Source organism: Intrasporangium flavum (genome assembly GCF_001956915.1).
GTDB lineage: Bacteria > Actinomycetota > Actinomycetes > Actinomycetales > Dermatophilaceae > Monashia > Monashia flava.
In genome coordinates this window covers 57,871-79,014 of sequence record NZ_MLJO01000011.1, presented here as the reverse complement: position 1 = coordinate 79,014, position 21,144 = coordinate 57,871, and the positions used below count along the sequence as shown (strand labels likewise).

The window sequence follows — 21,144 nt, the reverse complement described above, 5'->3', positions numbered from 1 at the left end:
GATGCCACGGTCATCGCCGACCACGAAGGGCCAGACCATGACCTCGAGCACGACCCCGAGCACGACCGCCGACCGCATCCGCCACGTGTCCCTGTCCTCCGTCGTGCTGCCCCTGCCGACGCCCATCAGCGACGCCAAGGTGCTGACCGGGCGCCAGAAGCCGATGACCGAGGTCGTGCTGCTCTTCGCCGAGGTCGCCACCGAGCAGGACCACCACGGCATCGGCTTCAGCTACTCCAAGCGCGCCGGCGGCCCGGCGCAGTTCGCCCACGCCAAGGAGATCGCCGACCGCCTCATCGGCCAGGACCCGAACGACATCGCCAAGATCTACGACACCCTCCTCTGGGCGGGCGCGTCGGTCGGCCGCTCCGGCGTCGCGACCCAGGCCATCGCCGCCATCGACATCGCGCTCTGGGACCTCAAGGCCAAGCGCGCGCGGCTGCCGCTCGCCAAGCTCATCGGCGCCCACCGCGACTCCGTCCGCACGTACAACACCTCGGGCGGGTTCCTCCACGCCCCGGTCGAGGAGGTCAAGGAGCGCGCCACCGAGTCGCTCGCCGCGGGCATCGGCGGCATCAAGATCAAGGTGGGCCAGCCCGACATCCGCGTCGACCTCGCCCGACTCGCCGCCGTCCGCGAGCACCTCGGCGACGACGTGCCGCTCATGATCGACGCCAACCAGCAGTGGGACCGCCCCACCGCCCTCCGCTTCGGCCGGGCCGTCGAGGACCTCGACTTCGTGTGGATCGAGGAGCCGCTCGACGCCTACGACGCCGAGGGCCACGCGCAGCTCGCCGCCGCGCTCGACACCCCGATCGCCACCGGCGAGATGCTCTCGAGCGTCGCCGAGCACGTCCGCCTCATCGAGGCCCGGGCGGCCGACATCATCCAGCCCGACGCGCCGCGCGTCGGCGGCATCACCCCGTTCCTGCGCCTCGCGACGCTCGCCGACCACGCCGGCCTGCAGCTGGCCCCGCACTTCGCGATGGAGATCCACCTGCACCTCGCGGCGTGCTACCCGCGCGAGCCGTGGGTGGAGCACTTCGAGTGGCTCGACCCGCTGTTCAACGAGCGCCTCGAGACGCGTGACGGTCGGATGCTCGTGCCGGACCGCCCGGGCCTCGGGTTCACGTTGAGCGAGCAGGCCAAGGCCTGGACGGTCGACACCTTCGAGGTCGGCGTCGCGTGACGGCCGACCGCATCGCGTCGGTCCGGCTCGGGCTGCTCGACGTGCCGCTCGCGGCACCGGTCAGCGACGCCAAGGTGCTGACCGGGCGCCAGCGCCCCCTCTCAGAGGTTTCGGTGCTGACGTGCGAGGTGCTCACGGCCGATGGCCTCACCGGGCTCGGCTTCTCCTACACGACGCGTGCCGGCTGCCGCGCGCAGTTCGCCCACGCCCGCGAGGTCGTCGAGAGCATCCTCGGCGAGGACCCGAACGACATCGCCCGGCTCTACGACCAGATGCTCTGGGCCGGTGCCTCGGTGGGGCGCTCCGGCGTTGCGACACAAGCGATCTCGTCGGTCGACACGGCCCTGTGGGACGTCAAGGCACGTCGGGCCGGCCTCTCGCTGGCCAAGCTGCTCGGCGCGCACCGCGACGCCGTCGACGTCTACAACACGTCCGGCGGGTACCTCCAGGCCCCGGTGGAGGAGGTGTGCGAGCGCGCCGCGGCCGCCCGGGCGGCCGGGATCGGCGGCATCAAGGTCAAGGTGGGTCAGCCCGACCTGCGCGAGGACCTGCGACGCGTCGCCGCCGTGCGCGAGCACCTCGGCCACGGCGTCCCGCTCATGGTCGACGCCAACCAGCAGTGGGACCGCGCCACCGCGCTGCGCGCCGGGCGCGCCCTCGGCGAGCACGACCTCGTGTGGATCGAGGAACCCCTCGACGCCCACGACGCCGAGGGCCACGCAGCCCTGAGCCGCGCCCTCGACACCCCGATCGCGACCGGGGAGATGCTGACGAGCGTCGGCGAGCTCGTGCGCCTCGTCGACCTCCGCGCCGTCACCTACCTGCAGCCGGACGTGCCCCGCGTCGGCGGCGTCACGCCCTACCTGCGTGTCGTCGCCCTCGCCGACCACGCCGGGCTGCACGTCGCGCCGCACTTCGTCATGGAGGTGCACGTGCACCTCGCCGCCGCCTACCCGCGCCGCTCGTGGGTCGAGCACATCGAGTGGCTCAGCCCGCTCTTCGAGGAGCGGCTCGAGATCGCGGACGGCACGATGCTCGTACCCGACCGCCCCGGGCTCGGGCTGACGCTCGCCGAGCAGGCCTCCAGATGGGCCGTCGACACCGTGACGCTGTCGGCCGCCGGTGCGGGTGCCCGCTAGGTTGGGCCGCGTGACGCAGGAGGACGCCGGCAAGCTCGACCGGGACACCGGTCGGAGCCTCGCGCACGAGCTCGTCGAGCGGCTCAAGGAGCGCATCCTCGCCGGACAGATGGAGCCCGGGCAGAAGCTGCCCACCGAGGCCGCCCTCGTCGAGCAGTTCGGGGTCAGCCGCACCGTGGTGCGCGAGGCGATCTCGCGGCTGCAGGCCGCCGGCCTCGTCGAGACGTTCCAGGGCCGGGGCACCTTCGTGCTGGCGCTGCCCGAGGCCGAGCGCTTCGAGGTGGGGGCCGACCGCGTGCGCAGCCACCGCGACGTGCTCGACATGATCGACTTCCGCATCGGCGTCGAGTCGGAGGCTGCGGCGCTGGCTGCCACGCGGCGTACCGACGTGCAGCTCAAGGCGATCGAGCGGGCGCTGCGCGACCTCGGCAGGGCCGCCGAGCGCCCGAGCCACGCCGTCGAGGCCGACTACGAGTTCCACCTGCGGGTCGCGACCGCGTCGGGCAACCACTTCTACCGCGACCTGCTCGCTTCACTCGGCCCGATGATGATCATGCTGCCGCGCACCCGCCTCGAGGCCGAGTACACGGTGTCCGACGCGACGCACCTGACCCGCGTCTCGCTCGAGCACGAGAACATCCACCTCGCCATCGCCCGTGGCGACGCGGAGGCGGCCCGGGCCGCGATGCGCCTGCACCTCGCGAACTCGCGGGCCCGCCTCCAGCACGACTAGGCGCGTCGCGGCGTCACCAGCGGGCGGTGTTGGGACGGAAGCCCGGTTGCACCGACTGCATGTACACGGTGTCCTCACGGCGCCGGACGCCGCACGCCAGGTACTGCTCGTGCAGCGCGCCCAGGGCGTCCTCGTCGAGGGTGACGCCGAGGCCGGGACCGGTGGGCACGGCCACCGCGCCGTCGTCGAAGTCGAGCACGCCCGGCTCGACGACGTCCTCGGTCTTCCACGGGTAGTGGGTGTCGCACGCGTAGGTGAGGTTGGGGGTGGCCGCGGCGAGGTGCGTCATGGCGGCCAGGCTGATGCCGAGGTGGCTGTTGGAGTGCATCGACAGGCCGAGCCCGAACGTGTCGCAGATTCCGGCGAGCAGCCGCGAACGGTGCAGGCCGCCCCAGAGGTGGTGGTCGGACAGGACGACGCCGACCGCGCGCGCCCGGACGGCGGGCTCGAGGTGCTCGAAGGCGATGACGCACATGTTCGTCGCGAGCGGCAGGTCGGTGGTCCGCGCCACGGCGGCCATGCCGTCGATGCCGGGGGTCGGGTCCTCGAGGTACTCGACGACCCCGGTCAGCTCGGCGGCGACCTTCGCCGACGTCTCGACGGTCCACGCGCCGTTGGGGTCGATGCGCAGCGCGTGCTGCGGGAAGGCGTCACGCAGCGCATGCATCGCCGCGACCTCCTGCGCGGGCGGCAGCACTCCGCCCTTGAGCTTGATCGCCCCGAAGCCCCAGCCCTCGACCATCCGGCGCGCCTGGGCGACGACCTGCTCGGGCGTCAGCGCCTCGCCCCACGCGTCGCCGGGCTGCCCGGGATGACCGGCCCACTTGTAGAAGAGGTAGGCACTGAACGGCACGCGGTCGCGGACGGCGCCGCCGAGGAGGTCGCTGACGGGCCGGCCGGTCTCGTGGCCCTGTGCGTCGAGGCAGGCCACCTCGAACGGCGAGTACACGGTGTCGAGGGCCGAGTCGACGTCGAGCATCCCGCCGAAGCTCGCGCCCGCACCGGACGTCGAGCCGATCGAGGCTGCCACGGCCCGGCGCAGCCCGGCGAGGTCCCAGACGTCGGTGCCGAGGATGCCGCGCGCCGCTGCCTCGAGCCGGGCCAGGTGGCTCTCGTCGGCGTACGTCTCGCCCAGCCCGACGAGGCCGGTGTCGGTGTGCAGCCGCACGATCGCCCGCAGCGCGTACGGCTGGTGCACGCCGACGACGTTGAGCAGCGGCGGGTCGGCGAAGGCGACGGGCACGACCTCGACGCGGCTGACGCGGTTGCGGGTCACGGCGCCTTCACCGCCAGCACGGGCACCGACGCGTCGAGCAGGATGCGCTGGGCCGTGCTGCCGAGGACGAGCTTGCCGACGGGCGTGCGGCGCCGGAGCCCGATCACCACGAGGGACGCGTCGACCTCGCTCGCGGTGTCGCCGAGGACGTCGGCGAGCGAGTCGCCGTGGACGGGCTGGCGCACCTGCGCCCGGACGCCTGCGGCCGCCGCCTCCTCGACGAGCGCCGCGGCGTCGGCGTCGTCGATCATCGCGGCATCGACGGTCGCGCCGCGCCGGGGTGAGTTGACGACGACGAGGTCGCTGCCGCGCAGGCGGGCCTCGGCGATGCCGGTGGTGAGGGCGGCGCGGCCCTCCGGTGTCGCGACGTAGCCGACGACGATGGTCATCTCGCCTCCGTGGTCTCGCGGTCGGGCGTGTGGTCGGATGCGTGGTCGGGTGCATCGTCGGGGGCCGGCTCCGGCGTCGGCACCGGCTCGCCGCGTCGGACGCGAACCAGCCTGCGCAGCAAGGGGAACAGCGCGACGGCGAGGATCGCGGCCAGGATCGTGCCGGAGATCGGGCGGGTGACGAAGCCGGTGGGGTCGCCGCCGAAGATGAGCAGCGACTGGCGGGCCGAGGACTCGATGAGCGTGCCGAGCACGAACGCGAGGACCATCGGGCCGGGGTCGAAGCCGAACTTCTTCATGAGGTAGCCGACGACGCCGAAGACGATGACGAGGTAGATGTCGAACACCGAGTTGTTGACGGTGTAGACGCCGAGGACGGTGATGAGCGCGGTGATCGGGGCGAGGATCGCCGGGCGCACCTTGAGGATCCGCACGAAGACGCCCACCATCGGGATGCTCATGACGAGCAGCAGGATGTTGCCGATGTACATCGAGTTGATGACGCCCCAGAAGATGTCGGGGTGGGTGTCGACGAGCTGCGGCCCGGGCTGCACGCCCTGGATGAGCAGCGCACCGAACATCAGCGCCATCGTCGCGTTGGCCGGGATGCCGAGCGTCAGCAAGGGGATGAACGACGACGTCGCGGCGGCGTTGTTCGCGGTCTCGGGGGCGGCGACGCCCTCGATGGCTCCGCGGCCGAAGCGCTCCGGCTGCTTGGCGCGGCGCTTCTCCACGGCGTACGCCACGAGTGAGGAGAGCACCGCCCCGCCGCCGGGCAGGACCCCGAGGCCGAAGCCGATGCCCGAGCCGCGCGCGATGGCGCCCTTGGAGTCGGACAGGTCCTTGCGACTGGGCCACACCTTGGTGACCTTGGCCGGTGCGTGGACCTTCTTGTGGTTCTCCTCCAGGTTGTAGAGGATCTCGCCGAGGCCGAACAGGCCCATGGCGATCGGCACGAAGTCGATGCCGTCGGCGAGGTTGAGGTTGCCGAAGGTGAAGCGCTCGGCACCCGTGAAGGTGTCTCGGCCCACGGTCGCGACGAGCAGGCCCAGGCCCGCGGCGATCACGGCCTTGAGCTTGCCCCCGTTGCCGACGGTCGACACGAGCAGGACGCCGAGGAGTCCGAGGGCCGCGTACTCGGGTGGCCCGAAGTCGAGGGCGTAGCCGGCGACGACCGGGGCCAGCACGGACAGGCCGATGATCGAGACGGTGCCGCCGATGAACGAGCCGATGGCCGCGATCCCGAGCGCCGCCCCGGCCCGGCCCTGCTTGGCCATGGCGAACCCGTCGAAGACCGTGACGACCGAGCTCGCCTCGCCGGGCAGCCGCAGCAGCACCGAGGTGATGGTGCCTCCGTACTGGGCACCGTAGAAGATGCCGGCGAGCATGATGATCGCCGAGACCGGCTCGATGCCGTACGTGATGGGCAGCAGGATCGCGATCGTCGCGGCCGGGCCGAGACCGGGCAGCACGCCGATGAGCATGCCGATGACGACACCGACGAGGCAGTAGAGCAGGTTGGTCGGCTGCAGGACGATGCCGAAGCCGTCGATGATCGGGGTGAAGTCCACGGCGCCTCCCCTTTCAGATGAGCCGCGGGAGCGGGATGGCGAGGGCGAGGACGAAGAGCGCGTAGAACGCCGCGACCGTCACGACGCTGACGACGACCGTCGAGCGCCACGACTCCCCGCCGAGGAAGCGCAGCCAGATGACCATGAGCACGAGCGAGGGCACCTCGAACCCGACGACCGGCAGCAGGGCCGCGAGCGCGACCATCGTCACGACGCCGAGGGCGGTCAGGGCGCTGGAGCGGGTGAACTGCTCGGTGTCCGTGGCGTCACGGCCGAAGGCGATCTGCGCCAGCGACAGGGCGGTGACCGCCACGGACACCGCGAAGGGCCAGAGGCCCGGCCCGGGCCGGGTCAGGCTGCCGAGCCCGTAGCCGAGCGACAGGACGATGCCGGACACCCCGATCAGCAGCGTCACGACGCCGGCGGCCACCTGGGCGAGGGGCCCGGCGTGCGGTGGCCGTTCCTCCTCGAGGTCCTGGGCGAGCTCGGCCTTGAGCTCATCGAGGATGTCGACCTCGGCGGCGTCTGGCCGCGTCGGTTCGCTCGTCGTGCTCATCCCTGGCTCCTCTTCGAGTGGGTCGGCGGGTGTGCGATCGGGTGGGGCGACGCTCAGCTGTTCGAGGCGAGCGAGATGCCGAACTGCTTGAGCTTGGCGGTGTTCGACTCGAGGTCGGCCTTGAGCCTCGAGGCGATCTCCGAGCCGGGCAGCTCGAGCGGCGTCAGGTTGTTCTGCTCGTTGAACTTCTTGTACTCGTCGGTGGCGAAGGTCTTCTTCGCGGCCTCGACGAGCTTGTCCTTGACGGCCTGCGGCGTGCCCTTCGGCGTCGTGATGAACCGGTACTGGCTCACCTGCACGTCGTAGCCCTGCTCCTTGGCGGTGGGCACGTCCGGCAGGTACTTCACGCGCTCGGCCGAGAAGACGGCGAGCGGCACGAGCTTGCCGGCGCGGATGTTCTCGATGGCCTCGCCGACCTGCATCGTCGACACGTCGACCTGGTTGCCGAGCAGGGCCGTGAGGTTGGGCGCGCCGCCGTCGAAGGGCACCGCGGTGGCCTTGATGCCGGCCGTGGCGAAGGTGAGCGCCGAGTTGAGCTGGGCCCCGGTGCCGACGCCGGTGGTGCCGTAGCGGATCGTCTTGCCCGAGGCCTTCATGTCGTCGATGCTCTTCCAGCCCGTCTTCGGGTTGGTGGCGAGCACGTAGTCGTCGCGCGAGACGCCGTAGACGATGTCGAAGTCGTCGGCCTTGACCGCCTCCGACTCGGACACCGCGAGGGGCGTGATGGCGAAGAGCGACGCGTTCTGGACGGCGATCGAGTAGCCGTCGGGCGCGGCGTTCTGCAGCTCCTTGGCGACGAGCGCGCCGTTGGCACCCGGCTTGTTGACGACCGGCATCGCGACGCCGAGGGCCTGTCCCATCCCCTTGGACATGGCGCGGCTGATGAGGTCGCTGCTGCCGCCGGCCGAGGCGCCGACGGTCATCTCGATGCTCTTGGCCGGGTAGTCGCTGCCGCCGGACGCCGCCCCGCCACCGCTGCCCGTCTTGACACCCCCGCAGGCGGACAGGGCGAGGGCGAGCGCGGCGGCGCCCGCCACGGTCGCGATGCGGGTCCTCGTTGCAACATTCGTCATTGAAGGTCTCCTACGAGCTGGGGCACCGGCGTCGGTGCGGGGGTCGAAAGGTCGGATGGTCGGTCCCCGTGCCGCCCGACACTACGAATGCCTCTCGATGCCTGTCCAAACCCGATGCTGCATCGGTTGATACCTTCACCGCATCGAAGGCGGTATCGTCGCCGGGCATGATGACCCTCGACCAGGTTCGGGCGTTCGTCGCTGTCGCGGAGGAGCTGCACTTCGGCCGCGCCGCCGAACGGCTCAACATGACCCAGCCGCCGCTGAGCCGCCAGATCCAGAAGCTCGAGCGCAGCGTCGGGTGCACGCTCCTCGAGCGCGACAACCGACGCGTCGAGCTGACCGAGGCCGGGCGCGCCTTCCTCGACGAGTCCTACCGGCTGCTCGCCCTCGTCGACAGCGCCGGCGACGTGGCCCGCCGGATCGACGGGGGCGCCGCCGGCACGCTGCGCCTCGGCTTCACGGCGGTGTCGGCGATCGGCGTGCTCGGGCCGCTGCTCACCGAGCTCGACCGCAGCCTGCCCGGCGTCGAGGTCATCCTCCACGAGCGCGTCACGGCCGCCCAGGCCGACGGCATCCGGCGCGGCGAGCTCGACCTCGGGCTCGCCCGGCCGCCGTTCGACACCTCCGAGCTCGAGTCGCGCGTCGTCTTCCGCGAGCCGCTCTGCGCGGCCGTCCCCGCCGGACACCCGCTGGCGGGCGTGCGACGGCCGCTGACGGCCGGCGACTTCGACGGGGTGCCGGTCATCAGCTACAACCCGGTGCAGTCGCGCTACTTCCACGAGCTGACCGTGCGGTTCCTCACCAACGCGCACCCGCGCGTCGAGCAGCAGGTGCACCAGATCCTCACCGCCGTCCTGCTCGTCGCCGCCGGGCGCGGCTGCGCCCTCGTACCCGCCTCGGCCCGGTCGCTCGGGGTCCAGGGGGTCGTCTACCAGGACCTCGTCGACGGCGGCGGCGACCCTGACGGTAGCGAGGTGCCGGGCCGGCCGGTCGAGCTGCACGCCATCTGGGCACGCGGTCGTCGCAGCCCCATGCTGCGACGCGTCCTGGCGCAGATCGGGCGGATGCAGCTCGGCGACGAGGGCTGAGCACACCCACGACCGTCGATGCCCCAGGGGCATCACAGGATGCGGAATCCGTCTTGGACAGGTATCCAGCCCTGTTCCTAGCCTGAGGTCACTCACTGGCCCAGCGGCGGGCCCGCCGACGTCCGGACGGGCAGCCGCTCTGTCGCAAAGGACCTCGCCGTGCCTCTGGCCCCCGACGAACTCGCTCACCAGCTGGGCACCGGACTGCTCTCCTTCCCCGTCACCCACTTCACCCCCGACCTCGCCTTCGACGAGGCGGGCTACCGCGAGCACCTCTCGTGGCTCAGCGGCTACGACGTGGCCGGCCTGTTCGCCGCCGGCGGCACGGGTGAGGGCTTCTCGCTGCGCACCGAGGAGATCGACACCGTCGTGCGCGTCGCCGTCGACGAGATCGGCGGGCGCGTCCCGGTGCTCGCGCCGGCCACCGGTGGGACCGCCGTCGCCATCGCCCAGGCGAAGGCGGCCGAGGCCGCCGGCGCGGACGGCATCCTGCTCTTCCCGCCCTACCTCACCGAGGCCGGACAGCGCGGCCTCGTCGAGCACGTCTCTGCCGTGTGCCGGGCGACCTCGCTCGGCGTCATCGCCTACTCCCGGGCCAACGCGATCCTCGGCGACCTCGCCGTCGCCGAGGCCGCCGATCGCAACCCCAACCTCGTCGGCCTCAAGGACGGCGTGGGCAACGTCGAGGCGATGACCCGCACCTACGCCCGCGTCGGCGACCGGCTGCTCTATGTCGGGGGCCTGCCGACCGCCGAGACGTTCGCCCTGCCGCTGCTCCAGCTCGGCGTCACGACCTACTCCTCGGCCATCTTCAACTTCGTGCCCGAGTTCGCCGTCGGCTTCTACGAGGACGTGCGCCGCCAGGACCTCGAGGCCGTGTACCGCAAGCTCAACGACTTCGTGCTGCCCTACCTCGACATCCGCGACCGCGAGCGCGGGTACGCCGTGTCCATCATCAAGGGCGGCCTCGCGGCCATCGGCCGACCGGCCGGCCCGGTCCGTCCGCCGCTCACGAACCTCACCGAGCAGGACGTCACCGACCTCAAGATCCTCATCGACAAGATCAGCTGAACGGAGCCCCTCCGCATGACCTCCCTGACCGGACACTCGATCATCGCCGGATCCCCCACGGCGGGAACGCTTCCCGGGTCGGCCGGGGTGGAGGCGGCAACCGGTGCGGCGCTCGAACCCGTCTACACCCACGTCGACGAGTCGCAGCTCGAGGAGGCCACGCAGGCTGCGGCCGACGCCTTCGACGCCTACCGCGCCACCTCACCCGAGGAACGGGGGGCCTTCCTGGAGAGGGTCGCTGCCGAGATCGAGGCCGACGGCGAGGCGATCGTCGCCCGCGCCGTGGCCGAGTCCGGGCTGCCGCTCGCCCGGCTCACCGGCGAGCTCGGCCGCACGACCGGCCAGCTGCGGATGTTCGCCGCGGTCGTGCGCCTCGGGGACCACCTCGAGGTGCGCATCGACCCCGCGCAGCCCGACCGGACGCCGCTGCCCCGGGCCGACATCCGCCAGCGGCACGTGCCCCTCGGCCCGGTCGCCGTCTTCGGGGCCAGCAACTTCCCGCTCGCGTTCTCGGTCGCGGGGGGCGACACCGCGTCGGCGCTCGCTGCCGGCTGCCCGGTCGTGGTCAAGGCGCACAACGCCCACCCCGGCACGAGCGAGCTCGTCGGCGCTGCGGTGACGCGCGCCGTCGCGGCCGCCGGCCTGCCCGCCGGCGTCTTCTCGCTCGTCTTCGGCTCCGGCACCCCCGTCGGCCAGGCGCTCGTGCGCGACCCGCGGATCAAGGCCGTGGGCTTCACCGGCTCCCGGGCCGGCGGGCTCGCCCTCGTCGCCGCCGCGGCGGCCCGTCGCGAGCCGATCCCCGTCTACGCCGAGATGAGCTCGGTCAACCCCGTCGTCGTGCTGCCGGGCAGCATCGCCGGGGGGCGAGCCGAGGCGCTGGCCACCGCGTACGTCGGCTCGCTGACCATGGGATCGGGGCAGTTCTGCACGAACCCCGGCCTGACCTTCGTGCCGGTGGGCCCCGACGGCGACGCCTTCGTCGCGGCCGCGGCCCGGGCGGTCACCGGGGCGGCCGGGCAGACGATGCTCACGAGCGGCATCGCGCAGGCCTTCGACAAGGGCGCCGCGGCCCTGCGCGGCGCTCCCGCCGTGACCGTCGAGGCCGAGGGCGTCGTCGGCGGCGGGGTCAACGCCCCGGCGCCGCTGCTCGTCTCGACGACGACGTCGGCCCTCGGTGAGGACGCCTCGGTGGCCGAGGAGGTCTTCGGCGCCGTGGGCGTCGTCGTCCGGTGGGCCGACGCCGGGGAGCTGGCCGATGCGCTGCGCGCACTCGAGGGGCAGCTGACCGTGACGGTGCAGGCCACCGACGCCGACCATCACCTCGCCGGCACCCTGCTGCCCCTGCTCGAGACGAAGGCCGGCCGGATCCTCTTCAACGGCTGGCCGACGGGTGTCGAGGTCGGCCACGCGATGGTGCACGGCGGCCCGTTCCCCGCCACGAGCGAGCCCCGCACGACGTCGGTCGGCTCGCTCGCGATCTACCGTTTCCAGAGGCCCGTCGCCTACCAGGACGTGCCCGCCGACCTGCTGCCCGACGCCATGCGCGACGACAACCCGTGGGGTCTGACCCAGCGCGTCGACGGCCGCCTGCGGCCCGCCCAGGACTGACAGGAGCACCCGGATGTCACCGAAGATCGCCACCGTCGAGGTGGTGCCCGTGGCCGGCCACGACAGCATGCTGCTCAACCTCAGTGGCGCCCACGGCCCCTTCTTCACCCGCAACGTCGTCATCGTCACCGACAGCGACGGCAACACCGGCCTCGGCGAGGTGCCCGGTGGCGAGAAGATCGCCGGGACGGTCCGCGAGGCCGCGAACCTGCTGCAGGGCCAGGAGATCGCCCGGTTCCGGCAGCTGCTGCGCCTGGTCGCGGACACCTTCGCCGACCGCGACGCCGGTGGCCGCGGCGTGCAGACGTTCGACCTCCGCACGACGGTGCACGCCGTGACCGGGCTCGAGTCGGCGCTGCTCGACCTCATGGGCCAGCACCTCGGCGTCCCCGTGGCCGAGCTGCTCGGTGAGGGGCAGCAGCGCGCCAGCGTCCCGATGCTCGGCTACCTCTTCTACGTCGGCGACACCACCCGCACCGACCTGCCCTACCGCGTCGACGACGGCGGCGAGGACGGCTGGTCGCGGCTGCGGCGGCGGGAGGCGCTGACGCCCGATGCGGTCGTCGCCCTCGCCGAGGCGGCCCGGGAGCGCTACGGCTTCCGCGACTTCAAGCTCAAGGGCGGCGTCCTGCCCGGCGAGGAGGAGGTCGAGGCGGTCACCGCGCTGGCCCTGCGCTTCCCGGACGCCCGGATCACCCTCGACCCCAACGGCGGCTGGCTGCTCGCCGACGCCGTCCGGCTGTGCCGCGGGCTCGGCGACGTGCTCGCCTACGCCGAGGACCCGTGCGGTGCGGAAGGGCGGTTCTCGGGCCGCGAGGTGATGGCCGAGTTCAAGCGGGCGACCGGTCTGCGCACGGCCACGAACATGGTGGCGACCGACTGGCGCGAGATGGCGCACGCGATCCGCACGAACGCCGTCGACATCCCCTTGGCCGACCCGCACTTCTGGACGATGGCCGGCTCGGTCCGGGTCGCGCAGCTGTGCAACGACTTCGGCCTGACGTGGGGGTCCCACTCCAACAACCACTTCGACATCTCGCTCGCGATGTTCACCCACGTGGGGGCCGCCGCACCGGGCGAGATCACGGCGCTCGACACGCACTGGATCTGGCAGGACGGCCAGGCCCTGACGACCTCGCCGCTCGAGATCCGCGACGGTGCGATCGAGGTGCCGACCGCGCCGGGCCTCGGGGTCACCCTCGACCGCGAGGCCCTCGCCGCCGCGCACGAGCTCTACCTCGAGCACGGCCTCGGCGCGCGCGACGACGCCGTCGCCATGCAGTACCTCGTCGACGGCTGGGCCTTCGACCCGAAACGCCCCTGCCTCGAGCGCTGAACCCGACGACGGGGTCAGGAGAGGCTGGGCCCGGCGTCAGGCGTGGGTGAAGCGGCCGCCCAGGTGCAGGAAGGCGGCCGCGATCGGCTCGGCGCCGACGAGCGCCGACGCCAGCGCCTCGTCGCTCGGCACCCCGCGGGCCAGGGCGCGGTGGTGGCGGACCATCGTGTCGGCGGCCACCTCGTCGGGCACCGGCGAGACCGCGGCCACCGCCGAGCGGGCGCCGAGGCTGAGCACCGCTGCGGCGAGGCCGAGCTGCTCCTCGCCGGGTCGGAACGTGGCCGAGCCGACCTCGCAGGCCGACAGGACGACGTGCCGCGCCCGCACGCCGGACGCCTGCAGCTCGTGGGCGAAGACCGGCCCGTCGTGCAGGTGCACGGAGGAGAAGAGCGGCGACTGCACCTGGTGCGTGCCGTGCGCCGCGACGTGGACGACGTCGTCGACGCGCATCGCCTCGACGAGCCCGCGCGCGATCGATGGCTCGGCGACGGAGACGTCGGCGTGGTCGGCCCAGGCCCGCGCCACGGCGGACGCCTCCCCCGACGCACGTCGCAGGGACGGGCCGACGCTGACGTGCACCCGCCCCGGAACCCCTGGTGCCGCTGGAGCGCCCATGTCGTCGGTGCGGCGTGCGAACGACGTCAGCGACGACGCGACGGTGAGCGGCACCCCGCCGAGCGACGGCAGCAGCGACCACGGCAGCGCCGACACCTCTTCGCACGTCACCAGGACGAGCCCGGTGCGGCGCAGCCCCCACGGACGGACGGCCGCCGCGTCGAGACGCTCGGCGGCGGCCCTCAGCGACCCCCACACGGCCGGCGCGAACGGCCCGAGCTCACGCGTCGCGGCCGTGCGCAGGTCGACGCGGATGCGGTGCGCCAGCTCGACCGCCTCGGCCAGCGGCATGAGGTCGCGGACCCGGGCCCGGCCACCGACGACGCCCACGCCCATGAGGCGGCCGCCGTCGGGGAAGAACCAGACGAGGTCGCGGTCGGCGCGGTCGAGGGCCTCGCGCCCCTGCCGCACCCGCACCTCCGCCGCCGTGCCCGACGGCGAGCCGCTGCTCAGGGTCCAGTCGCGGGCCCGGATGTCGCGTTCGAGGCGCCGCACCCGTGCGGTGAGCTCGACCGCCTCGGCCTCCGGCACGTCGCCGCGCAGCAGGGCCTGGGTCGAGCGCAGCTGCTCGGTGAGCGAGGCGAGGACGTCGTCGTCGGGGCGCCCGAGCGAGGGGAGCCGGTCGGTGGCGTTGCGCCAGCGGTCGAGCGCCTCGAGGACGGCCGAGCTGCCGCCGCGCAGCGCGAGGGCGAGGTCGATCCGGGCGAGCCGGACGCCGTGCAGCGCGCGGGCGCTGCGCAGGTCGAGGCTGGCGCTGCCCTCCTGGCCGGCCGCGAGGCCGCGCGCCGCCCGGCCCAGCACGCGTCGGGCCCGGGCCGGCTCACCCGCGGCGACGTGGAGTCCTGCCTCGACGACGGCGCGGTCGAGCTCTCCGGTCAGCGAGGCACCCGGCCCGCCCACGGCGTCGAGACAGCTGCGGGCGGCCTCGACGCGCCCGGCGAGCAGGTGGGCGTCGGCCGCCGCGACGAGGGCCGAGTCGCCGAGCTCGGTGTCGCCGAGCCGGGCCGCCGTCGCGGCCACCTCCTCGGCTGTCGCGAGCACCGCTGCACCGTCGGGGACCCCGTCGGCAGCCGCCCCTCGACGCTGTCGGTCCAGCTCGACGTGGACGCGCGCCAGGCGCGCCTTCGCCGCCCACCCCACGGCCCCCACCCGGTCGAACCCCTCGACGGCGCGCTCGGCGGCCTCCCCGGCCCGGCGGAGGTTTCCCGCGAGCCGGTGCGCCCGGGACAGGCGCAGCTGCAGCTCGGCGGCCGCCTGGTCGTGCTCGGCGTCGGGCGAGCCCGCTGCGGCGACGAGCACCTCGACCGCCTCGTCGATGAGCCCTGCCTCGAGGAGCACGTGGGCCCGGTCGAGGCGCGCGGGCAGCAGCGAGACGTCGGGTGCGTCCTCGACGGCTGCCGCCATCGTCGCGAGCGCCCGGGGCACGTCACCGAGCAGGTAGGCGGCGTAGCCCTCGTTGTGGGCGGCCATGAACTCCTGCGGGCGCCAGCCTCCCTCGCGCGCCGTCGCCGCCGCCCGGGAGAACGCGTCGAGCGCGACGGCGGGCTCGGACAGCTCGAAGGCGAGCATGCCGCGGCTCAGCAGCACCGAGCACTGCTCGCGCGGCGAGAACGCGTCGAGCCGGCGCAGCGCCCCCTCGAGACCGTCGCGCGCCCCGGCGAGGTCGCCCCCGCGTCCGGCGACGTTGGCGCGCTGGTAGGCCAGCCGCGCCCGCAGGTCGTCGTCGCCCAGCGCGTCGACGATCTGCTCGACCTCGGCGAACCGCGCGTGCGCGGCGTCCGCGCCCTCGAGGAGGAACTCGGTCAGGGCCAGGGTGGTCAGCGTGCGGGCACGCACCCGCAGGACGGGCTCGGCACCCCTGCCCCCGCCCGAGGCCTCGAGCCGCTCCAGCGCGTCGCGGAGCAGGCCGACGGCACGGTCGGGGCGCCCGGCACCCGTCTCCGCAGCGGCCTCCTCGCGCAGGGCCTCGACCTCGTCCAGCGTGCGCTGTGCGCTGATCCTGGGCCGCCTCCCTGCACGGCGGGGCTCACGCCCTCACAGCTGGATCGTGGGCGTGATGACCGGTCGCGCGTTCTCGTCGTCGGGGTCGACCCGGATCACGAAGTGGATCGGGCCATGGGGTAGATCATCCAGAACGAAACGCCCGTTCGCATCGGTATCGACCAACGTGCTCCCGTCGGTCGAGACCGCCTCGACCGTGGCGCCGGGCACCGTGACGTAGCCGTCGACCCGGACCCGGCCCTCGAGGTCGCTCGCGTTGACCGTCACCATGAGGCTGACCGACGCCGCGTTGAAGGTCACCGACTCGGTGGGCGTCGGCTCGACCTTCGTGCCGCGCGTCGCCAGCAGGGCCGAGTCCATGAGCTCGGCGACCTCGGCGTGCAGCGCCTGGACGGTCAGCTCGAACTTGATCCGCTCGGTGAGGTCGGACGGTACGGGGTCGGCGTGCGAGAACAGCTCTCGCAGCTGGCGCAGCGCGGCCACGTCGAGGTCGTCAATGGCGTCCTTGTGCGAGCTCATGTCACACCGCCCATCCGGGATCGGAGCCGAGGGTCGTCCTCAGCTTCTGGAGGCATCGGCCGCGGGTCGGGCCGATGCTGCCGACCGGCATCCCGAGCGACTCGGCGATGGCCGCGTAGTCGGGACGGTCGGCGAACGCGATGACCCGGAGCAGCTCCTGGCACCGCGGGGACAGGGTCGAGACGTGCCTCCACAGCACGCCCTGGCGCTCGCTCAGCACCGCCTGCGCCTCGGGGTCGAGGCTCTGCGCCGGGGCCTCCGGCACCTCCTCGACGCCGATCTCGCGCCGGGAGCCGCGCGCGAGGCGCCACACCTCGCGCTTGACGACGACGACGAGCCAGCCGAGCACCGCGGCCGGTTCGTGGATCGACTCGGCGCGGTCGACGAGCTGGAGGAACGCGGTCTGCACGGCGTCCTCGCACGTCGCCGGGTTCGCACCCTGGGAGCGGGCCGCGTTCCACAGCACCGGCGTCACGAGGTCGACGAGCTCGGACAGGCGCTCGCGCTCGCCGCCGAGGTAGGCGGCGAAGGCCTTGCCGGCGAGGGTGCCGAGGCCGTCGGGCGCGGTGGGCGTGGGGGTCATGACGTGGCTCCCTTCGAGATGCAGCGACGCAGGGCGCGCAGGGCGCGCTTGCGCATGACGGCCGGCGCGACGTCGGCGAGGTCCTTCTCCAGGGCGATGGCCGCGGCGACCTCGGCGGCGAAGACCGGCGTCGCGAACGACGTGCCGCTCCAGACGCCGAACCCGCCGGTGTAGTCGTCGGGGTCGACCGTGCAGCGCACCGGGCCGTCGCCGTCGACCTTCGTCGAGGGCTGGCCCATGCCGTTGGTGAGCGGCAGGGTGCTGACGACCGAGACCCCGGGCCGCACGGCTGTGATGACCGGCAGCGGGTTGGAGAAGAGCGCGACCGTCGAACCGTCGGGGTTGTTCGCCCCGACGCTCGACAGCGGCGGCAGCGCCTTGGCCGTGATCCGCTGCGGGAGCGAGGCGGCGAGCGCCGCAGGCACGAACGGTGCGCTCGTGCCGTCGTTGCCGGCACCGGCCACCACGGCCACGCCGGCCTCGGCGAAGCGGTCGAGCAGGTCGGCGACCGGGCCGGAGGTGTAGGTGCGGTCCTCGGCGTAGTAGCCGAGCGACAGCGACAGGACGTCGATGCAGTCCTCCGGGTGGTTGCTGCCCTGCCCGTGGACGTGCCGGTCGAGGAGCGCCTCGAGGACGTCGAGGATGTCGGCCTCGTCGACCTGGCCGTCCTCGCCCATGACGGGGATCGACAGGATCGTCGCCTCGGGGCAGCCCTGGCGCACGAGGCCGGCGATGAAGGTCGCGTGGCCGTGGAGCAGGCCCACCGGCTCCTGCGGCTTCGGGGTGTCGCTGAGGCCCGCGGTGCCCGCCGGCGTCGCGGCGACGTCCTCGGGCGGGCCGGCCGGCACGAGGCGGCCGTTCTCGTACTTGAGGCGCACGATGGTGCGCTCGTCCTTGAACCACGGGTGCTTGGCGACCGCGGTGTCGGGGACGGCGACGACCGGACGGCGCGCGAGCTCGCGGGCCCGCAGCGCCGGGTCGGGCAGGGCCAGGCTCACCGGCATCCGGCCGCCCCGGCCGGGCACGGCGTACTCCTGGAGGGCGTCCATCCCGATGCCGCCCCAGTAGCCGATGCCACCCCAGTAGCCACCGATCCCGCCCCAGTAGCCGCCGATGCCGCCCCAGTAGCCGATCCCGCCCCAGTAGCCGTCGGCCGGGCGCAGGACGTGCTCGAGGCTGAGGCGCTCGGAGATCGGGTCGCCGAGGGCGCGCAGCTGCTGCAGGACGTTCCACGCGTCGACGGTGTCGATCGACCGACGCGGGCGCAGCGTGATGCTCGTGCCCCACTCGGCCGACGCCTCGAGGTCGCGGGTGCCGCCACCGGAGCGCGGCGTCTCGACGTAGTCGAGGCCGAGCGGCTCGAGGGCCTCGGCGAGGTCGCCGAGCCCGCGCGTGCCGCCGGGCTCGTTGCGCACGAGGAGCCGGTCGGACAGGTAGAGCGCCGGGTCGGGCGCCTGGCCGTCGGTCCGGCGCATCGCGGTCGCCGGGTCGAGGACGCGGACGGGCGGCCGGACGGGACGGGGTGCGCCGCCCTGGCCTGCGCCACCGGGCTGACCGGTCTCTGCCATGTGGTGCCTCCTGTGAGGGGTGAGCGTGGGTGAGCGTGGTGGTCGCGAGGGGTGTGCTCGGCAGCCGAGCACGGCAGCGTCGCGGCCGGGCCGGGTTATGTGCCCGACGCTCTCACCGGAATGGTGGCGCGCGGGGCGGAACTGATACACCGCGCTCCGTCAACTTTTTTCGCGGGCACGTATCAGGCCCGCCGGGTCCGGCTCTGTGCTGTCGGGGGACCCACTCGGGGAACTGGTCATCGAGCCGTACGGGGGCCGCGGAGGGGCGGCTGGCTCGGTGACCTGTGGGGCCAGGGCGCGCTGGGGTCGCCCAGGCTCCCGTGGGGCGCCGGCTAGGCAGCGCCGGCGCCCCCTCCCGTGCGCCCCCTGCCGTGCGCCCGGGCCCGGACATGCCGCCCGAAGGTGTCCGTTTCGTCACGAAACGACGTGTCCTGCCGGCCCTCCGGGGCGCCGCGCCGCATACTCGGACCGCGGCCCGGCGAGGGCGGGCCGTCTCGATGACCAGGGGTACCCGCATGACACCGCAGCACCAGACGCTCCCGTCCACGACGCGCACCGCCCGCCGGCTCCGGCGCTGGTCGCCGCTGCTCGCGGCGCTCCTGCTCGCGCCGACGCTCGCCGCGTGCGGCCCTGACGGCCCGGACCGCGCCGCGGGCCAGGCCTCGCTGACGGCGTCCGCGGACGTCCCGGGCGACACCCCGACGACGGACGCCTCGTCCGCGACCGAGGGGCCGATCCCGACCGTCACGGCGGCGCCGTTGACGCCGACGCGTCCGACCCCGACCGCCCCGACCACCTCGGCCACGACGTCGGCCGGCTCGGTCGCGGGCAGCTGCACCCGGACGCTCGACGCCTACCCGCAGCTCGACCCCGGCGCCACCGGCCCGGCCGTCAGCGCGCTCCAGTGCTTCCTCAACGACGCCGACTTCGGCCCCGTCGCCGTCGACGGCACCTACGGCGCCCCGACCCGCGCCGCGGTCGCCAAGGTCGAGGCCACCTTCGAGGGAGGGCCGAGCCGCCCCGGCCGCGTCGACGGCGGGTTCTGGGTCAGCATCATCAGCCGCTCGCTCGGCGACGGCACGCTCAAGCCCGGTTCCAAGGGCGCCGACGTCACGACCCTCCAGCGGGCCCTGCGGGCCGCCGGTGCGAAGCTGGCCGTCGACGGCGCGTTCGGCGCCGAGACGAAGAAGGCCGTCGAGACGCTCCAGGCCGCCAACCGCATCGGCGTCGACGGCATCGTCGGCGAGGAGACCCTCTTCCTGCTCAAGAGCGGCGCGACGATCGGCTGAGCCGCGCCGCAGGCCGGTCAGGCGCGCAGGTCGGCCAGCCAGGCCCGCGCAGCGCGGAAGTCGTCGTCGGACGTGCCCGGACGCGTGCCCGGCAGCCCGCCGTCGGCGCGCGGGTAGGAGCCGAGGAAGCGGACCTCGGCGCAGACCCGGCGCAGTCCCATGAGGGTCTCGCCGACGCGCTCGTCGAGCACGTGGCCCTCGACGTCGATGGAGAAGCAGTAGGAGCCCATCGCCTCACCGGTGGGACGCGACTCGAGGCGGGTCATGTTGACCCCGCGCACCGCGAACTGCTCGAGCAGCTCGAGCAGGCCACCGGCGTGGTCCTCCTTCTGGAAGAGCACGACGGTCGTCTTGTCGGCGCCGGTGGGTGCGGGCAGGGTGCCCGGACGCGAGACGAGCACGAAGCGCGTCACCGCCGCCCGGTTGTCGCCGATGTCGGACGCGAGCACGGTCAGGCCCTCGTTGGCGGCGGCCACCGGGGCGCAGACCCCGGCGTCGAACATCACCTCGCCCGGTGCGCCGAGGGCCGTGGCGCTCGCGGCCGTCGACAGCGTCGGCACGTAGACGGCGTCGGGGAGGTGGGCCCCCATCCACGCGCGCACCTGCGCCCAGGCGTGCGAGTGGGTGCCGACGGCCCTGACCTCCTCGAGCGTCGTGCCCTCCCTCGCGCACAGCACGAAGGTGATCGGCACGAGGACCTCGCCGACGACGACGAGCGGGTCGCCGGTGGCGAGCGCGTCGAGGGTCGCCGAGACCCCGCCCTCGACGGAGTTCTCGATGGGGACCATCGCGGCGTCGATGTCGCCGGCGCGCAGGGCCGCCAGCGCCGCATCGACCGAGCCGAACGGCACGTGCTCGCGGCCCTCGGCGGCGTCCCACGCGTCGAGCGCCATCTGGGTGAAGGTGCCGCGGGGGCCGAGGTAGCCGAAGCGGTGCAGCTCGTCGGGGGTGCGGGGAGGGGTCACGACGCGTCCTTCGTGCGGCCGGCGCTGCCGGTGGGGGTGCGTGCGGGGGTGCGGGCGCCGGGGTCGGTGCCCGGCTCGCCCTTGGTCGCCGACGCGAGCGCCTGCTGCTCCTCGGGCGTCAGCGTGATGCTCGACCGGCCGCCGACGATGCCCTTGGCGTAGGTGCGCGACTCGCCCCGGGCGTGGATCGAGCTGAGGACGATGCCGTCGCCCTCGTCGTCGACGATCGCCGCGGAGAACGAGAGCCGGCCGCCCATGTCGCCGAACGCGTCGTAGCGCACGACGGCGACGTTGCGCAGGCTCTGGCGCACGTCGTCCTCGGCGGCAGCGACGTCGGCGCGCAGGCGGGTGACGTCGGCGGCGAGCCGGTCGAGGCGGCGGTTCTGGTCGGCGGCCACGCGGGCGATGTCGGTGCGGCCGCCGTCGGCGCCGAGCGCCTCGAAGTCGGCCCGGACCCGGCGCAGCCGCCCCTGGGCGACCACGGCCAGGACGAGGGCGAGCAGGGCGACGCCCGCGGCGGCCAGGGCCACGGCGGTGAGCGTCGTGTCGTCCACGAGGCGCAAGGGTAGTCG

At 73.8% G+C, this 21,144-nt stretch carries 19 protein-coding genes; 8 read left to right on the top strand and 11 right to left on the bottom strand.

What is annotated here, in order from left to right; genetic code table 11:
• Window positions 1–37 precede the first annotated feature (37 nt).
• From BIV28_RS09450 to BIV28_RS09440, 3 genes are read left to right on the top strand one after another with little or no spacing between them, the layout of a single operon-like run.
• Window positions 38–1,189 carry an L-talarate/galactarate dehydratase gene (locus tag BIV28_RS09450; protein ID WP_076261414.1) on the top strand — a complete coding sequence of 384 codons (1,152 nt, stop codon included), beginning with the start codon at window positions 38–40 and terminating at the stop codon, window positions 1,187–1,189.
• Window positions 1,186–2,328 (top strand): L-talarate/galactarate dehydratase, encoded by a 1,143-nt coding sequence (locus BIV28_RS09445; RefSeq protein WP_076261280.1) that lies wholly within the window; start codon window positions 1,186–1,188, stop codon window positions 2,326–2,328. The genes BIV28_RS09450 and BIV28_RS09445 overlap by 4 nt, the downstream gene beginning before the upstream one ends.
• Window positions 2,329–2,338: 10 nt before the next feature.
• Window positions 2,339–3,061: a FadR/GntR family transcriptional regulator gene (locus BIV28_RS09440; protein WP_076261279.1), complete on the top strand. Its 723-nt coding sequence runs from the start codon at window positions 2,339–2,341 to the stop codon at window positions 3,059–3,061.
• Window positions 3,062–3,074: 13 nt separating this feature from the next.
• Here BIV28_RS09440 and BIV28_RS09435 read toward each other — a convergent pair whose 3' ends face one another.
• The 5 genes from BIV28_RS09435 to BIV28_RS09415 are packed head-to-tail and all read right to left on the bottom strand — an operon-like array spanning window position 3,075 to window position 7,926.
• On the bottom strand, window positions 3,075–4,337 hold the full coding sequence (locus BIV28_RS09435; protein ID WP_076261277.1) for a glucarate dehydratase family protein: 1,263 nt from the start codon (window positions 4,335–4,337) through the stop codon (window positions 3,075–3,077).
• Window positions 4,334–4,726, bottom strand: a complete 393-nt coding sequence (locus BIV28_RS20005) for a universal stress protein (RefSeq protein WP_076261275.1) — start codon at window positions 4,724–4,726, stop codon at window positions 4,334–4,336. Before BIV28_RS20005 ends, BIV28_RS09435 begins: the two co-directional genes overlap by 4 nt.
• Complete coding sequence (locus tag BIV28_RS09425) at window positions 4,723–6,297, bottom strand: tripartite tricarboxylate transporter permease (RefSeq protein ID WP_076261272.1); 1,575 nt, start codon at window positions 6,295–6,297, stop codon at window positions 4,723–4,725. The genes BIV28_RS20005 and BIV28_RS09425 overlap by 4 nt, the downstream gene beginning before the upstream one ends.
• 13 nt (window positions 6,298–6,310) lie before the next feature.
• Window positions 6,311–6,853: a tripartite tricarboxylate transporter TctB family protein gene (locus BIV28_RS09420; protein WP_207555878.1), complete on the bottom strand. Its 543-nt coding sequence runs from the start codon at window positions 6,851–6,853 to the stop codon at window positions 6,311–6,313.
• A gap of 53 nt (window positions 6,854–6,906) precedes the next feature.
• Complete coding sequence (locus BIV28_RS09415) at window positions 6,907–7,926, bottom strand: tripartite tricarboxylate transporter substrate binding protein (protein WP_076261270.1); 1,020 nt, start codon at window positions 7,924–7,926, stop codon at window positions 6,907–6,909.
• Window positions 7,927–8,093: 167 nt separating this feature from the next.
• Between BIV28_RS09415 and BIV28_RS09410 the strand changes: the two genes are divergently transcribed.
• The 4 genes from BIV28_RS09410 (at window position 8,094) to BIV28_RS09395 (ending at window position 13,032) form a co-directional block, all read left to right on the top strand.
• Complete coding sequence (locus BIV28_RS09410) at window positions 8,094–9,017, top strand: LysR family transcriptional regulator (protein WP_076261268.1); 924 nt, start codon at window positions 8,094–8,096, stop codon at window positions 9,015–9,017.
• Between the two features lie 159 nt (window positions 9,018–9,176).
• Window positions 9,177–10,088 (top strand): 5-dehydro-4-deoxyglucarate dehydratase, encoded by a 912-nt coding sequence (gene kdgD, locus BIV28_RS09405; RefSeq protein WP_076261266.1) that lies wholly within the window; start codon window positions 9,177–9,179, stop codon window positions 10,086–10,088.
• Between the two features lie 15 nt (window positions 10,089–10,103).
• Entirely contained in the window at window positions 10,104–11,696 is a 1,593-nt protein-coding gene (locus BIV28_RS09400) for an aldehyde dehydrogenase (NADP(+)) (RefSeq protein WP_076261264.1), read from the top strand.
• A 13-nt stretch (window positions 11,697–11,709) separates the two neighbouring features.
• The gene (locus BIV28_RS09395; RefSeq protein WP_076261262.1) at window positions 11,710–13,032 is read left to right on the top strand and encodes an enolase C-terminal domain-like protein; all 1,323 of its coding nucleotides are present in this window, start codon (window positions 11,710–11,712) and stop codon (window positions 13,030–13,032) included.
• A 36-nt stretch (window positions 13,033–13,068) separates the two neighbouring features.
• On the opposite strand, the gene BIV28_RS09390 is transcribed toward BIV28_RS09395, so the two are convergent.
• The 4 genes from BIV28_RS09390 to BIV28_RS09375 form a co-directional block, all read right to left on the bottom strand.
• On the bottom strand, window positions 13,069–15,483 hold the full coding sequence (locus BIV28_RS09390) for a CHAT domain-containing protein (RefSeq protein ID WP_076261260.1): 2,415 nt from the start codon (window positions 15,481–15,483) through the stop codon (window positions 13,069–13,071).
• Window positions 15,484–15,681: 198 nt separating this feature from the next.
• Window positions 15,682–16,167 (bottom strand): carboxypeptidase-like regulatory domain-containing protein, encoded by a 486-nt coding sequence (locus BIV28_RS09385; RefSeq protein WP_076261258.1) that lies wholly within the window; start codon window positions 16,165–16,167, stop codon window positions 15,682–15,684.
• Window position 16,168: 1 nt separating this feature from the next.
• Complete coding sequence (locus BIV28_RS09380; protein WP_076261256.1) at window positions 16,169–16,750, bottom strand: RNA polymerase sigma factor; 582 nt, start codon at window positions 16,748–16,750, stop codon at window positions 16,169–16,171.
• The gene (locus tag BIV28_RS09375) at window positions 16,747–18,318 is read right to left on the bottom strand and encodes a S8 family serine peptidase (RefSeq protein WP_076261254.1); all 1,572 of its coding nucleotides are present in this window, start codon (window positions 18,316–18,318) and stop codon (window positions 16,747–16,749) included. The genes BIV28_RS09380 and BIV28_RS09375 overlap by 4 nt, the downstream gene beginning before the upstream one ends.
• Window positions 18,319–18,833: 515 nt before the next feature.
• Here BIV28_RS09375 and BIV28_RS09370 point away from each other — a divergent pair.
• Window positions 18,834–19,607, top strand: coding sequence for a peptidoglycan-binding domain-containing protein (locus tag BIV28_RS09370; RefSeq protein ID WP_076261252.1), 774 nt, complete (start codon window positions 18,834–18,836; stop codon window positions 19,605–19,607).
• A gap of 17 nt (window positions 19,608–19,624) precedes the next feature.
• Here the strand turns inward: BIV28_RS09370 and pheA are convergent, their stop codons facing one another.
• Both pheA and BIV28_RS09360 read right to left on the bottom strand, forming a co-directional pair.
• The gene (pheA, locus tag BIV28_RS09365) at window positions 19,625–20,572 is read right to left on the bottom strand and encodes a prephenate dehydratase (protein WP_278247769.1); all 948 of its coding nucleotides are present in this window, start codon (window positions 20,570–20,572) and stop codon (window positions 19,625–19,627) included.
• Window positions 20,569–21,126, bottom strand: a complete 558-nt coding sequence (locus tag BIV28_RS09360) for a DUF4446 family protein (RefSeq protein ID WP_083707193.1) — start codon at window positions 21,124–21,126, stop codon at window positions 20,569–20,571. The genes pheA and BIV28_RS09360 overlap by 4 nt, the downstream gene beginning before the upstream one ends.
• Between the last annotated feature and the right edge of the window lie 18 nt (window positions 21,127–21,144).